Annotated in this window: 15 protein-coding genes; 6 read left to right on the plus strand and 9 right to left on the minus strand. The window is 62.1% G+C overall.

Annotated elements, in window-relative coordinates; genetic code table 11:
- Positions 1-193: 193 nt before the first annotated feature.
- The gene (locus tag E5E97_RS09460; protein ID WP_118881788.1) at positions 194-1,540 is read left to right on the plus strand and encodes a UDP-glucose/GDP-mannose dehydrogenase family protein; all 1,347 of its coding nucleotides are present in this window, start codon (positions 194-196) and stop codon (positions 1,538-1,540) included.
- 429 nt (positions 1,541-1,969) lie between these two features.
- On the opposite strand, the gene E5E97_RS09465 is transcribed toward E5E97_RS09460, so the two are convergent.
- Complete coding sequence (locus E5E97_RS09465) at positions 1,970-2,212, minus strand: YheU family protein (RefSeq protein WP_011704929.1); 243 nt, start codon at positions 2,210-2,212, stop codon at positions 1,970-1,972.
- Between the two features lie 83 nt (positions 2,213-2,295).
- Between E5E97_RS09465 and E5E97_RS09470 the strand changes: the two genes are divergently transcribed.
- Complete coding sequence (locus E5E97_RS09470) at positions 2,296-3,456, plus strand: membrane-associated sensor domain-containing protein (protein ID WP_162902013.1); 1,161 nt, start codon at positions 2,296-2,298, stop codon at positions 3,454-3,456.
- On the opposite strand, the gene E5E97_RS09475 is transcribed toward E5E97_RS09470, so the two are convergent.
- From E5E97_RS09475 to E5E97_RS09485, 3 genes are all read right to left on the minus strand, one after another.
- Entirely contained in the window at positions 3,438-4,421 is a 984-nt protein-coding gene (locus E5E97_RS09475; protein WP_162902012.1) for a hydrolase, read from the minus strand. The two genes, E5E97_RS09470 and E5E97_RS09475, sit on opposite strands and share 19 nt — an antisense overlap.
- A gap of 67 nt (positions 4,422-4,488) precedes the next feature.
- On the minus strand, positions 4,489-5,388 hold the full coding sequence (locus E5E97_RS09480; RefSeq protein ID WP_011704932.1) for a chemotaxis protein: 900 nt from the start codon (positions 5,386-5,388) through the stop codon (positions 4,489-4,491).
- Positions 5,389-5,569: 181 nt separating this feature from the next.
- Positions 5,570-6,256 carry a hypothetical protein gene (locus E5E97_RS09485; protein ID WP_118881786.1) on the minus strand — a complete coding sequence of 229 codons (687 nt, stop codon included), beginning with the start codon at positions 6,254-6,256 and terminating at the stop codon, positions 5,570-5,572.
- 39 nt (positions 6,257-6,295) lie between these two features.
- Here E5E97_RS09485 and E5E97_RS09490 point away from each other — a divergent pair, with 39 nt between their 5' ends.
- Both E5E97_RS09490 and E5E97_RS09495 read left to right on the plus strand, forming a co-directional pair.
- Positions 6,296-6,502 (plus strand): YheV family putative zinc ribbon protein, encoded by a 207-nt coding sequence (locus E5E97_RS09490; protein WP_011704934.1) that lies wholly within the window; start codon positions 6,296-6,298, stop codon positions 6,500-6,502.
- A gap of 146 nt (positions 6,503-6,648) precedes the next feature.
- Positions 6,649-7,287 carry a peptidylprolyl isomerase gene (locus E5E97_RS09495; RefSeq protein ID WP_011704935.1) on the plus strand — a complete coding sequence of 213 codons (639 nt, stop codon included), beginning with the start codon at positions 6,649-6,651 and terminating at the stop codon, positions 7,285-7,287.
- 64 nt (positions 7,288-7,351) lie between these two features.
- On the opposite strand, the gene E5E97_RS09500 is transcribed toward E5E97_RS09495, so the two are convergent.
- Positions 7,352-7,567: a SlyX family protein gene (locus E5E97_RS09500; protein ID WP_011704936.1), complete on the minus strand. Its 216-nt coding sequence runs from the start codon at positions 7,565-7,567 to the stop codon at positions 7,352-7,354.
- A gap of 14 nt (positions 7,568-7,581) precedes the next feature.
- A complete protein-coding gene (locus tag E5E97_RS09505) occupies positions 7,582-8,550 on the minus strand; it encodes a WD40 repeat domain-containing protein (protein ID WP_171280202.1) in 969 nt (322 codons plus the stop codon).
- 119 nt (positions 8,551-8,669) lie between these two features.
- Between E5E97_RS09505 and fkpA the strand changes: the two genes are divergently transcribed.
- Complete coding sequence (gene fkpA, locus E5E97_RS09510) at positions 8,670-9,476, plus strand: FKBP-type peptidyl-prolyl cis-trans isomerase (RefSeq protein ID WP_011704938.1); 807 nt, start codon at positions 8,670-8,672, stop codon at positions 9,474-9,476.
- A 151-nt stretch (positions 9,477-9,627) separates the two neighbouring features.
- Positions 9,628-11,034: a sigma-54 dependent transcriptional regulator gene (locus E5E97_RS09515; RefSeq protein WP_043159586.1), complete on the plus strand. Its 1,407-nt coding sequence runs from the start codon at positions 9,628-9,630 to the stop codon at positions 11,032-11,034.
- 89 nt (positions 11,035-11,123) lie between these two features.
- Here the strand turns inward: E5E97_RS09515 and E5E97_RS09520 are convergent, their stop codons facing one another.
- From E5E97_RS09520 to E5E97_RS09530, 3 genes are all read right to left on the minus strand, one after another.
- Positions 11,124-11,993, minus strand: a complete 870-nt coding sequence (locus E5E97_RS09520; protein WP_101614990.1) for a tetratricopeptide repeat protein — start codon at positions 11,991-11,993, stop codon at positions 11,124-11,126.
- A gap of 113 nt (positions 11,994-12,106) precedes the next feature.
- Positions 12,107-12,442, minus strand: a complete 336-nt coding sequence (locus E5E97_RS09525) for a hypothetical protein (protein WP_005303968.1) — start codon at positions 12,440-12,442, stop codon at positions 12,107-12,109.
- A gap of 125 nt (positions 12,443-12,567) precedes the next feature.
- Positions 12,568-12,909, minus strand: coding sequence for a DUF2956 domain-containing protein (locus E5E97_RS09530; RefSeq protein ID WP_016349725.1), 342 nt, complete (start codon positions 12,907-12,909; stop codon positions 12,568-12,570).
- Positions 12,910-12,990 lie beyond the last annotated feature (81 nt).

Here is a 12,990-nt window from a genome sequence, read left to right on the forward strand (position 1 = left end):
TGCCCGTGAAAGCGGGCAGCCCCAACAAATTGCACTCAACATAACGTATATAAAAGCGGGCCTGCAATGGTCCAGAAACAGCTGGTAACAATTAACTGGTGCGGTCATCTTAGGTAATGTGATAAATATTTATAACCCCCCCAACTCTTGTTTTTCCAAATTACATCTTCTCTGACATTTTGGTTGTATCAATATGAACATTACTGTATTTGGAAGTGGCTACGTGGGCCTGGTTCAGGCCACCGTACTGGCCGACGTCGGTCATCAGGTGATCTGTGTCGATGTCGATGAACAGAAGGTGGCAGCCCTGATGGATGGCCAGGTGCCCATCTATGAACCCGGTCTCGAATCCCTGCTGCAGCGCAATATCAAGAGCGGCGCCCTGGTGTTCACCACGGACGCCGTGCTGGCCGTCAAACACGGCGATGTGCAGTTTCTGGCGGTAGGCACGCCACCGGGGGAAGATGGTTCCGCCGATCTGAGCCACGTGCTGACGGTGGCCGAGACCATCGCCCAGTATCGCGATCGGCCCGTCATCATCGTCAACAAGTCGACCGTGCCGGTGGGCACCGCCGACAAGGTGACCGCCAGGGTCAACGCCATCCTGCAGCAGCGGGATCAGTCGTTCACCTTCGACGTGGTCTCCAACCCCGAGTTTCTGAAAGAGGGCTCCGCCATCCAGGATTGCCTGCGGCCGGATCGCATCGTGGTGGGCACCGCCAACGAGGCCTCCCGCCAGCTGATGCGTGAGCTTTACGAGCCGTTCAACCGCAATCATGACCGCATCTTGTTCATGGATGTGCGCAGCGCCGAACTGACCAAGTACGCCGCCAACTGCATGCTGGCCACCAAGATAAGCTTCATCAACGAGATGGCCGGACTGGCCGAGCGGGTCGGCGCCGACATCGAGATGGTGCGCCAGGGAATAGGCTCGGATCAGCGCATCGGCTATCAGTTCATCTACCCGGGTTGCGGCTATGGCGGATCCTGTTTTCCCAAGGATGTCAAAGCCTTGCTGGCCACGGCCCAGGAGCTGGAGTACGACACGCCGCTGATCCGGGCGGTGGAGCGAGTCAACGAATTGCAAAAGTCGCGGCTGTTTCAGCTGCTGTCAGCGTTCTTTTGCGCCGAAGGGGAGACCCTGGCCGGCAAGACCATCGCCCTGTGGGGGCTGGCGTTCAAGCCCAACACCGACGACATGCGCGAGGCGCCGAGCCGGGCCTTGATGGAGGCGTTGTGGCAGGCCGGGGCGACCGTGCAGGCCTACGATCCCGAGGCGATGCAGGAGGCCCAGCAGATCTACGGCAACTGTGACAAGCTGCGGCTGATGGGCACCAAGGAGGCGGCGCTGTTTGGTGCGGATGCCCTGGTGATCTGCACCGAGTGGAACCATTTCAAGGCCCCCAATTTTGCCGCCATCAAGCAGGCGTTGCGTTATTCGCTGATCGTTGATGGCCGCAACCTGTTTGATCCTGGCCGGATGAAAGATCATGGTTTTCATTACTACGCCATTGGGCGGGGCGAATCGGTAATGAAATAAAAATATCATGCTACGCTGCCGCCATGTTTCAGTGCAATGGCAGTGCGGTATCTCTTCACGCTGAACAAGACTATTTTCGTCGCTATTGTCGGTGAGCGTCGTCGTCATATTTATTTAATATTGTGAGCTGATTCACTTTATTAATTTTATATTGCCGCTATGGCCAGGTTCTCTGCATGGCTCGCCACTATTAATTAAACCGGTATTGATATGGCCTATTTTCCCGCAGCATATTGCCGCGGGGCACCAATCAATGCATAACATCCGGCAGAGCGCACTCTGCTCACAATAAAAATGGCCCTCCGCCAGTGCGGAGGGCCATTTTTATTTTCTGAAAGGGACGCGCCAGCCCGGCGGGAACTGTCGGGTGCGTGCCGCCATCGTGTCGGCCCGGCTGGCAAGACCCAGATCGGGATGGCAATGGGCCGGCTATTCCGGTATATCGTCCACCTGAGCCCGGTCTAGGGTCGCCTTGGGCACTATGTTCACGCTTTCGTGCAGCTCGCTGTAAACGATCACGGCCAGCCCCTGCTGCAGCTGTGTCCTGACATCGGCGACCTTGTCGGCCAGACTGACATCATGTTCGCCGTACTCGGTGCCCTCTTGCAGCACGAAGTGCTCGAGCAGGTTGTTGAGGGTGTCTGCATCCAGCTCTTGCCAGGGGATAATCATGGTTTCATCTTCCGTTACCAGAGAGCGAGTATTGTCTATCTGTCGGCAGCAAGCGCAAGGGATTTATATGGCAGCAAGCAGGTATGAACATGCTCTCTGATGAACAACGTCGTCTCTCCAGCCACCTCGATCACCATCTGTACGAGTCTCGCCGCCACGCCCTGAGCAAGGGGTTGCGCTGGTTCTGGGCCGTCAACCAGCTGGCGATCCTGTTCCTGCTGGCGCGCTTCTATGTCTATCAGGACGCCCATCTGGTGGTGGCCCGGGTATTGCCCTGGAGCTATGAGGTGCAGTTGGTGCTGATGACGCTGGCCTGCCTGTCGTTTCCGCTGTTCTGGCACTGGCTCTCCCGTCAGCCCCCCACCATCTGGCAACCCTGCCTGCGTGCCGGTGCCCTGCTGTGGGGGATCGGCTGGGCGCTGCTCGGCTACGCCATCGCCCTGGTGGAGCTGAGAGGCGGTTTCAGCCTGGCGTTCGATCTCATCAGCATGCTGCTGATGACGGCGCTGGTGGCGCTCTATTGCGAGGTGCGGCTGTTCTACTGCTTCAGCACCCCGCCGCTGCTGTTTCTGCTGCTGGAGGCGCTGCTGGTCAAGGTGCCGTTTCCGGCGGTGCACTGGATGGCGGTGGGTTGTCTCATCATCATGCTGGAGACGGGAAGGCGCATGCTCAACGGCTGGTTCGAGCTGGCGGTGTCCCGTGAGCACGAGAACCTGACCCTAGCCCGCCAGCTCGATGCCATGGCCAAGCGGGACCCGCTGACCGGGCTGGCCAACCGGCGCCATTTCGACAACGTCGGCGAGCAGATCCTGCAGGAGGCGAGAGAGCAGCACGGCGAGTTTGCCATCCTGCTGCTGGACGTGGACTTCTTCAAACGCTTCAACGATCACTACGGCCATCTGCAGGGGGACAACTGCCTGATCGCGGTGGCCGACTGCCTGCGCGAGGCCATTCGCCAGCCGGCTGACGTGGTGGCCCGCTATGGCGGGGAGGAGTTCGTGCTGTTATTGCCCAGTGCCGATGCACTGGCCGCCAGCGCCATCGCCAAACGCATTGCCGCCGCGCTGGCCGGGCGAGGCATCCTTCATGCGCTGTCGGAGGTGTCGGATCGGGTCACCGTGAGTCAGGGCATCGCCCTGTGGCATGGGGGGCAGGATGGCATCGCCGACATGCTGGTGCGCGCCGACGAGGCGCTCTATCAGGTCAAGGAGGCTGGCCGCAACGGCTACCGGCTCGCCCCCTGAGTCTGCTCCTGCAACCACTGGCTGATCCGCTCTTCCAGCCAGAACCGCGGTCGCCAGGGGGTACCGTGCAGGAAGCCCACGTGGCCGCCCTGGCGGCTCAGCTCGTAGCGCACCATGGGTGAGAGTTGCTCCGCCTGCGGGATCACCGCCTCGGTCATGAAGGGATCGTCGGCGGCGTGGATCACCAGGGTGGGGATCGGGATCCGTGCCAGCATCCCCAGGCCCGAGCAGCGCTGATAGTAGTGATCGGCACTGTCAAAACCGTGCAGTGGCGCCGTGACCTGCTCATCGAAGTCGCGCAGGGTGGCGATGGCGCGTACCTGCTGCGGCTGCCAGTGGGCGCCGGCCGCCGCCTGTCGCTGGATCTTCTGCTGCAGGTTGTGGCGCATGGTGCGCAGCAGATAGCTCTGATAAACCCGCGAGAAGCCCTGATTGACCCGATCGGCGCAGCTGTCCAGTCGCAGCGGTGCCGAGATCACCACCGCCGCCTTCAGCTCGCTCGGGCAGGCGCGCGCCAGCAGATTGACCAGCATGTTGCCCCCCAGCGAATAGCCGATGGCGATGAGCGGCTTGCCGGGAAAGCGGCGGCCCAGCTCGGCGATCAGCGCCTGGGCATCCTCGATGGCGCCGGAGTGATAGGCCTGCAGCAGCCGGTTCGGCTCGCCGCTGCAGCCGCGAAAGTGCATCAGCACCGCCTCGTTGCCCTGCCGTTGCAGGTGGGCGAACAGTCCCTTGGCATAGTGGGAGTGAATGCTCCCCTCCAGCCCGTGAAACAGCACGATGAGCGGCCGCTCATCCCGGCTGATCTCGCCGCTCCAGGCGAGATCGACGAAGTCGCCGTCCGCCAGCTCGAAGCGCTCCGCCACGAAGCGGGCCGGTTGCCGGCGTAGCCACTTGGGCAAAATGGTTTGCAGATGGGGATTGCGCGCCCACCAGGGGGCGTGGAAGTGGCTTTCGATCAGCATGCTGGGTCCGCGGGGTGACAGGGACAGAAAAGGCAACGGCGAGAAACCAGGCTTCTCGCCGTCGGGATCAGGCCGGCAGGCTGTCGTGGTGCTCGGCACCGCGCAGCATGGCCTGGATCAGTTCGTTGGCTTCAAACTTGGTCAGCGCCTCGTGAGCGCCCACCTGATGGGCCCGCTCTACGCTTATCTCGCTGGAAAGCGAGGTGTGCAGGATGATGTAGGCGCCCGCCAGTTTGGCGTCGCTCTGCACCTCGAAGGCCAGCTCATAGCCGTCGAGCCCCGGCATCTCGATGTCGCTCACCAGGATGTCGATGGGGGTCTTCTGGCTGGCGCGGGTCTGCATCAGGGTCAGCGCATCCTTGCCGTTGGTGCACACCTCGTAGGGGATGTTGATGTAGTCCAGCGCGGCCATCAGCTGGCGACGGGCGACCGAGGAGTCATCCACCAGCAGGATCCGCATCGGCTTGATCCGCTCCCGCTGCACGTCGGTCAGCACCGGGTAGAGGTGGCTGGGATCGTCCGGATAGACCCGGGAGAGGATCAGCTCCACGTCCAGCAGCTGGATCAGCTGGTCATTGACCCGGGTCACGCCGGTGACGAACACGTTGTGGCCGAGGGTGGCGGGCGGCGGCTCGATGTCGCGCCAGTTGCACTCGGTGATCTTGTCGATGCCGCGCACCAGAAAACCCACCAGGGTACGGCGGCAGTCGGTGATGATGATGAAGCAGTGCGGCATCTCTTCCTTGCTGATCGGGCGATAACCCACCGCCATGGCCATGTCGATCACCGGGATGGTGGTGCCACGCATGCTGGCGGCGCCGAGCACGGTCGGGTGCGAGTGCGGCATGGCCGTCAGCTGGGTGTAGGGCACTATCTCTTTCACCTTGAGGGTGCCGATGGCGAAGGATTGCTTGGCCGAGAGATGAAACAGCAACATGCCCTGGGATTGGTTGGCCTTGCTTTTCATGGCAGATGTCCTGTGAGTCAAAACGGTATCAGTCAATTCAGGCCCCTAGCATAAAGGATTATAGAAGAAATGGCCTTGTGGTTATTAACGACCATTGGCCGCAAAACTGGACTCATTTCATCCATTTATTGCCGCAATCCGCACCTGTGCGCACTGCCTGGGGCCCTCATGGGCGGGGTGTTCAGCGCGCCTGCAACGCCTCCAGCGGGGTGCCGAGCCACTGCTGACAGGCGTGGACGAGCGCGGCTTCATCTCCATAACCCAGCTTGCTCACCACCTGGGCGCGTTGGCTGCCGCTCTTGAGCAGACGCACCGCCTGCAGCAGCTGCCACTGGGCGCGCAGCGCATCGCCCGCCAGCGCGGGGTCGGTAAGGCCACGCTGCGCCAGACATTGCTGCCATGCCGCATCGCTGCCCTCCTGACCGTTTGCCAGCGCCTGCCAGGCGGCCTGCAGGGCATTGTCTGGCTGGGAGGCAATGGGGCAGGCCGGCAGCTCATCGAGAATTACCTGCAAGCGGTGGCCATAGGCACCTTGCCAGTCGCGGGGGCGCTGCCACTGGGCCAGGCCGTCGAGCAGCGCCGTCAGCAGCGGGGTGGGCTGCAGCCAGCCAGCCCGCTCTGGCTGCTCCACGCGTACCGAACAGGTCAGCAAATCATGCTGGCAGCCCGCCAACGGGGTGAATGCGGCCAGGGCATCTGCACAGAGCCAGAAGTGGCTTCCCGTCGGCATCAGCCACTCATGGGCGCCGAGGCGCAGCAGCGCCGCGCCCCGGGTGATCCGCAGCAGCTGGCCCACTGGCACGCGCTTGCGGGCACCGACTTGCAGATGCGAAGTGGAAAAATGCTGATATTCGATGGCGTGATGCATGTAAAAACCCTGATATGATGCTGCCTGGAGGTAACGAAAATGGAAACCAGACGTAAAAAACGCTTCATTGCCGGTGCGGTCTGCCCGGCGTGCGGCAAAATGGACACCATGATGCTGTATATGGAGCATGGAGTCGAGAAGGTGACCTGTGTCGAGTGCGGGGATACCCAGGTACAGACCCAGGCCGAGGTGGACAAGGTGACCCGGGAGACGGAACAGGTAATCGGCGTGTTTCGTCCCGAGTGAGTGCCGTGCCTCAAGGTGATGGCGCGCCGATCGGGCTGGTGGCTGTTGATTGCTTTTTCATCATGCTGAAGCCGGACCGACCATATGCTTGTCTGCCTTTTTGAGGTATTCTGGGCCCGTTTTTTTCTATCCGCAGGATCCCTGACATGAAAGTAGCTCCCCTGAGCGTGGTTACGCTGGAATACACGGTCACCGACGAACACGGTGAAGTCATCGACACCACTGTCGGTAAAGAGCCTCTGGTGTATCTGCACGGTACCCGTTATCTGGTCTCCGGCCTCGAAGCCGAGCTGGAAGGTCGCAGCGTGGGCGAGGCGTTCGACGTCACCCTGACGCCGGAGCAGGCCTATGGCCAGTACGACGAGAACCTGGTGCAGGAAGTGCCCGGCGAGCTGTTCGACGGCATGGAAGTGTCTGAAGGGGATACTTTTGTGGCCGAGACCGACGACGGCCACCGTCCGGTGACCGTGATCGAAGTGTCCGAAGAGTTCGTCAAGGTGGATGGCAACCATCCGCTGGCTGGCGTGACCCTGGGCTTCAAGGTCGAGATCAAGGACGTGCGCGCCGCCACTGCCGAAGAGCTGGCCCACGGCCACGTTCACGGTGCCGGTGGTTGCGGTCACGATCATGGCCACGACCATGATCACGACCACGGTCATGAGCACGGCGGTTGCTGCGGTGGTGGTCATCACGGCCACGATCACGGTCATGACCACGGCGACGACCACGGTCACGGCGGCTGCTGTGGTGGTGGTGGTTGCGGTGGCAAGGGCCATCAGCACTGATCACGGCATTGCCGATGATAAAAAAACCCGCGCCAGGCGCGGGTTTTTTTATGGCTGGCACTCATCAGTAGTGCGGTGGCGGGGTCTCTTCGGCCATGCTGGCGATCTGGCTCGGCTGCACGCTCTGCAGCTTGTCCACCAGCAGCTGGATCTGATGCTTGAGCCGATCCAGCTCGCGGCCCTGGGTGGTGACCTCGTCGTTGAGCTGCTCCACCGTGTATTCGGCGAAGGCGAGGCGGCTTTCCAGGGTTTCGAGGCGATCGTTTAATTGCTGACTCATGGGCCTTTTGGTCCTTACTTGATAGTCCAGATTTCGGCCAGGCCGCTGGAGCTGGCGCTGACAAGGTGGCTATTGTCGCGCAAAGCCACGCCGTAGACCACTGCGCTCGGCGGTTTCACCCTGGGATGGGGCGAGACGCGCCAGCTCTGCAGCAGGCTGCCGTCGCTCACCTGCCACAGGGAGAGCTGACGGGAGGGGGCGCCGGTGATGAGCCACTTGCCGTCGTTGGCAAAACGCGCCGCGGTGTAGACCTCGAAGCGGTGATCGAACTGCAGCCGACTCAGCTCCTTGCCGGTTGTCAGATCCCAGATGCTGGCCTGGCGGCTGTCGGCGGTGAAGGCGAGCCGTCCGCTCGGGTCGAGCCGGGCCAGCACCACCCGACCGGCATGGTTGAAGCGCCATACCACCTGGCCCGTGCGGGTATCCCACAGGTAGGCGCTGTAGTCGTTGCCGCCGGTGAGGGCGTAACGGCCATTGGGGGAGAGATCCACCGTGTTGACCTGCTCGGTGTGGCCGAGAAACTGCAGCCGGCGACCGGTGCGGGTATCCACCACTTCCGCCTTGCCGTCTTCCCGGCCGATCAGCACCTGGCGACCGTCGGCCGACAGGGCGATGTCCCTCAGCCTGGATTCAGGAAGCGAATAGTAGCCTTGCGACTGGCCATCCTGCAGGCGCCAGATCCCGAAGCTGTCGGGGGTGGCCGTCACGGCGTGGCTGTCGTCCGCCGAGAAACGGGTGATGATGATGAAGTTGTCCGGATTGTCGGACTGGCGCCAGCGCCAGCGCTCCTTGCCCTGTTCCAGGTCCCACACCACAGTGCCCTGGCTCAGGCTGGAGACGATGGCCTGCTTGCCGTCGCTGGCCAGATCGGCGCTCAGCAGCCCCTGGTTGGCGAGGGTCAGTTGTCGGTCCGGCGATGAGCTCTGTTCGCAGCCTGTCAGTATCAGGCAAATCGCGACGAGATAAATGGCACTTTTTATCATTTTTCCTGTCTCATGCTTTCGTTACCTGCGATCACGGCGTTAGTATAAGGCGCTTATCACGATAAACCTCTCATTTCACGAAGGAACCGAGAGCGGTATTTAGAGTTTTGGAGAAACTGATGAACAATTTTCTGAAGGTGTCCCTGTTGGCCGCGGCAGTTGCCGTGAGTCTGACTGCTTGCCAAAAAGACGAGAAGACTGCTGCGAATACCGCAGAGGTCAAGGCAGAAGCCAGCAAGCCGGCAGAGGCCCCCAAGGCTGAAGCCAAGAGCTTTGAAGAGCAATCCGGCTATGCAATTGGCCTCTCCATGGGTCGTTATATCGCCAATACCCTGGAACGTCAGCAGGAACTCGGCATCAAGCTGGACAACAGCGTCATCCTCAAGGGTGTGACCGACGGTCTGGGCAAAGAAGCCAAGATGACCGACGAGGAGATCCAGAAGGTTCTGCAGCAGTACGACGCCAAGATCAACGAGTTGACCAAGGCCAAGGCTGACAAGGATGCCGTGGAAAACCAGAAGAAGGGTGAAGAGTACCTGGCTGCCAACGCCAAGAAAGAGGGCGTGAAGAGCACCGAATCCGGCCTGCAATACCAGGTCGAGAAGATGGGTACCGGCGCCAAGCCGAAGGCCACCGACATCGTCAAGGTCCACTACACCGGTACCCTGACCGACGGCACCAAGTTCGACAGCTCCGTCGATCGCGGCGAGCCGGCCACCTTCCCGCTCAACCAGGTGATCCCGGGCTGGACCGAAGGCGTGCAGCTGATGCCGGTCGGTTCCAAGTTCAAGTTCTTCCTGCCGTCCAAGCTGGCCTACGGCGAACACGGTGCGGGTTCCATCCCGGCCAATGCCGTGCTGGTATTCGACGTTGAGCTGCTGGCTATCGAGAAGCCGGCTGCCGATGGCGACAACGCCAAGAAGTAAGCGGAAAACGTTGAAAAAACGGCTCCTTAGGGAGCCGTTTTTACTTGTAACTCTGCCCGAATGGCGGGATAAAAGAGAGTATCGCCAACTGTGCTAACATGGCGAACGACACCCGAAATAGACAACAAAATCAATTGCAAGGATGGCTCCCGTGGCGGAAAGCAAACCTCGAGTCCTGTTGGTGGAAGATACCCGCAGTCTGGCGGTGGTCTATGAACAGTATCTGGCCCAGGATGGCTACGAGGTGCTGCGGGCCGATTGCGGCCAGCAGGCATTGGCGCAGCTGCTGAGCAGCCCGCCGCCGGTGGTGCTGCTGGATCTCGAGCTGCCCGACATGTCCGGCATGGACATCCTGCAGCAGATTACCGAGCAGCAGCTGCCTTGCTCGGTGGTGGTGATCACCGCCCACGGCTCGGTAGACGTGGCAGTGGAGGCGATGCGGCTTGGCGCCTTCGACTTTCTGACCAAACCGTTCGACGGCAAGCGGCTGTGCGCCACCGCGCGCAATGCCCTCAAGCACCAGCAGCTCAGCTCGCTGGTGGCCCAGTACCGGGAGAACTTCGAGCGCAGCTCGTTTGCCGGCTTCATCGGTGCCTCCATGCCGATGCAGGCGGTCTATCGCATTATCGAGAGCGCGGCGCCGAGCAAGGCGACCGTGTTCATCACCGGCGAGAGCGGCACCGGCAAGGAGGTGTGCGCCGAGGCCATCCACCAGTGCAGCCCCCGTCGCGAGCAACCCTTCATCGCCCTCAACTGCGCCGCCATTCCCCACGACCTGATGGAGAGCGAGATCTTCGGCCACGTGAAGGGGTCGTTCACCGGCGCGCAGGGGGATCGCAAGGGGGCGGCCAGCCTGGCGGATGGCGGCACCCTGTTCCTCGACGAGATCTGCGAGATGGATCTCGACCTGCAGAGCAAGCTGCTGCGCTTCATCCAGACCGGCACCCTGCAGCGGGTCGGCAGCGGCAAGCTGGAGACGGTCGACGTGCGCTTCGTCTGCGCCACCAACCGCGATCCCCTGCTGGAGGTGAAGGCGGGGCGTTTTCGCGAGGATCTCTACTACCGGCTGCACGTCATCCCCCTCAGCCTGCCGCCGCTGCGCGAGCGGGGCGAGGACATACTGCTGCTGGCGCGAACCCTGCTGCAGAGCTATGCCAAGGAAGAGAACAAGCGCTTCAAGGATTTCGATGCCGAGGCGGCGCGGGTGCTGCTCGATTACCCCTGGCCCGGCAACGTGCGCGAGCTGCAGAACGTGGTGCGCAACATAGTGGTGCTCAACGATCGCGAGCTGGTGAGCCCCGACATCTTGCCGCCCCCGCTCAACGGCAGCCGTGCCAGCCTGCTGGCGGCGATCCCCGCTGCGGCCGCGACCGGCAGCGGTGCCGTGGTGGTGGCCAATGCCCCGATCCGCCCGCTCTGGCTGGTGGAAAAAGAGACCATAGAGCAGGCCATCGCCAGCTGTGACGGCAACATCCCCAAGGCGGCAGCGCTGCTGGAGATCAGCCCTTCCACCATCTATCGCAAGAAACAGGGCTGGGAAGAGGCGAGTCTGGCGTGAGGCCGGCGTCGGGAAGAGGTCACCTTCCCGGGGGATAAATGTGCGGGGCGGCCGATTGGCCGCCCCGCTGCGTTTGTTGAGGTCGCTCGCTAGAGCTTGGCCAAGAGCTTGAGGCGGGCCAGCCGCTCTGCCTCGTTGGCCTTGAGCCAGCGATCCTGCGAGAGCAGGAACCAGGCGCGGGAGAAGTATTCGGCCGCCGCCGGCTCATCCAGTACCAGCGCATTCTCCCCCAGCTCCTCGAACAGATAGCCATCCTCTGCCACCCCGGCGGCCGCCATATCACCCTTTAGCAGCATCAGGTCGGCCAGCGCCTGTTCGTGCTGACCCTGGGCCCGCAGCAGGCGGGCCAGACTCCAGCGGGCGATAAACGCCTTGGCCTGGTTGTTGTGCTGCTCGTGCCAGGCCAGACATTTTTGCTGGAAGCCCCTGGCCTCATCGAAACGACCCAGCTCGAACAGGGTCCAGCCCTGGTTGTTGTAGAGGGTGGCGAGCCAGCCGCGCACCTTTTGATCGGTGCTGCGCTCGGCCAGCTCCATCGCCAGCTGATGCCAGCGGCTTTGTTCTTCCAGCGGGGCGGCGATGGCGATCATGTGGGCGGCGTCGATGGCGAGATAAAGCTCCTTGTGCTTGAGCCCCAGCTGCCAGGCCTGTTCAAACAGCGTCTTGGCGCTGGCCTTGTCGCCGGCGGAGTTGAAGGTGCGGCCACGCTCCAGCAGGGCGCGCAGGCGGGCTCGCGGAGTGGCGTCGGTGAGGCGGGGGTCTATCTCGTCGAGTAGCTGGTGCGCCTGTGCAAACTGGCGTTGCAGCGAATGGGTGCGGGCTATCTGGGTGAGCAGTTCCAGCTCGTACTGCAGATCGGCGGCAGCGCGCGCCTCGGGCAACAGGGCATGAAAACGCAGGGCGCTGGCGGCGGGATCCCGATAATCCCACTGCGCCATGAAATCGGGCGGATTGTCCATTTGGCCTCCTTGCTGGCTATCCTCCCCCCAAGATGCCTGCAGGCCATTGTTTGTACAAGGGGCCCCCGTCACAGAGTGCCCCTTGAGTCATGTTTGCATCAGTGGCGAGCCGGTCAGTAGACCATGGCCAGGCTCATCAACATCAGGCCGAGGGCGGCGAAGGCCCCCTCCTTGATGGCGAGGCGCGGCACCAGCGCCTTGGGCAGGGCCGGGAACAGGCTGAGGGCGAAGCCGAGCCCCGGCATCAGCCAGTGAAAGGCCGGGTTACGCAGGCTCGGGTCTGCCGCACCATTGATGATGATGAGCAGGATGAAGAGGGTGAAGGCCGGTAGAATAAACCAGCGGGCGCTGCCGGCCGCAACGGCGCGCAGCGGCGAGATGCGATAGAGCAGCAGGGTCACGATAAACAGCACCAGGGGTGCCAGCAGGTAGAGTGGAGCCGGGTTCATAACGGGTATCCTGAAAAAGGCGTGAGCAGCAGTGGCGGGATTTAATCAGCCCGAGGCGGGGATGACCAGCCACAAGGGCCCGGGCTGTGAAGCAGATCCCGGGCAAAGGTTTGTCGGCCTGGGCTTCAGCGCAGCCAGAACCAGGCGGCAAAGCCCAGCCAGCTGATGGCCAGCAGCAGCCAGGGCAGCGGATGCTGGCGAGAAACCTCGACCAGCTCGACGATGTCGTCCGGTTCCTCATCCTGCGGCGCTGCGTGGGACTGTTTGGCCTTGGCCTGCAGTTTTTTCTGACGGCTGGCCTCGCGGGCCCGCACCTTCATCTGTTTCTTGTATTCGTCTATGCCTTTCTGGATCCCCTGCGCGATCAGCTGGGTCTGCTCCTTGGTCTGCCCCGGCTTCTGGTTGGCACGGGCAATTTTCATCGCCTCCTGCTGGGTCTCGGGGGAAATCTTGTCGTACTTCGCCATCAAAGGGTCTCCTCGGCATCGATTGGCGGGGAGTATGCCATAAAAACGGCGCCCTCAGGCGCCGTTGCAACAGCTTGTGAG

Source organism: Aeromonas sp. 2692-1 (assembly GCF_013085505.1).
Taxonomy (GTDB): Bacteria; Pseudomonadota; Gammaproteobacteria; order Enterobacterales; family Aeromonadaceae; genus Aeromonas; species Aeromonas hydrophila.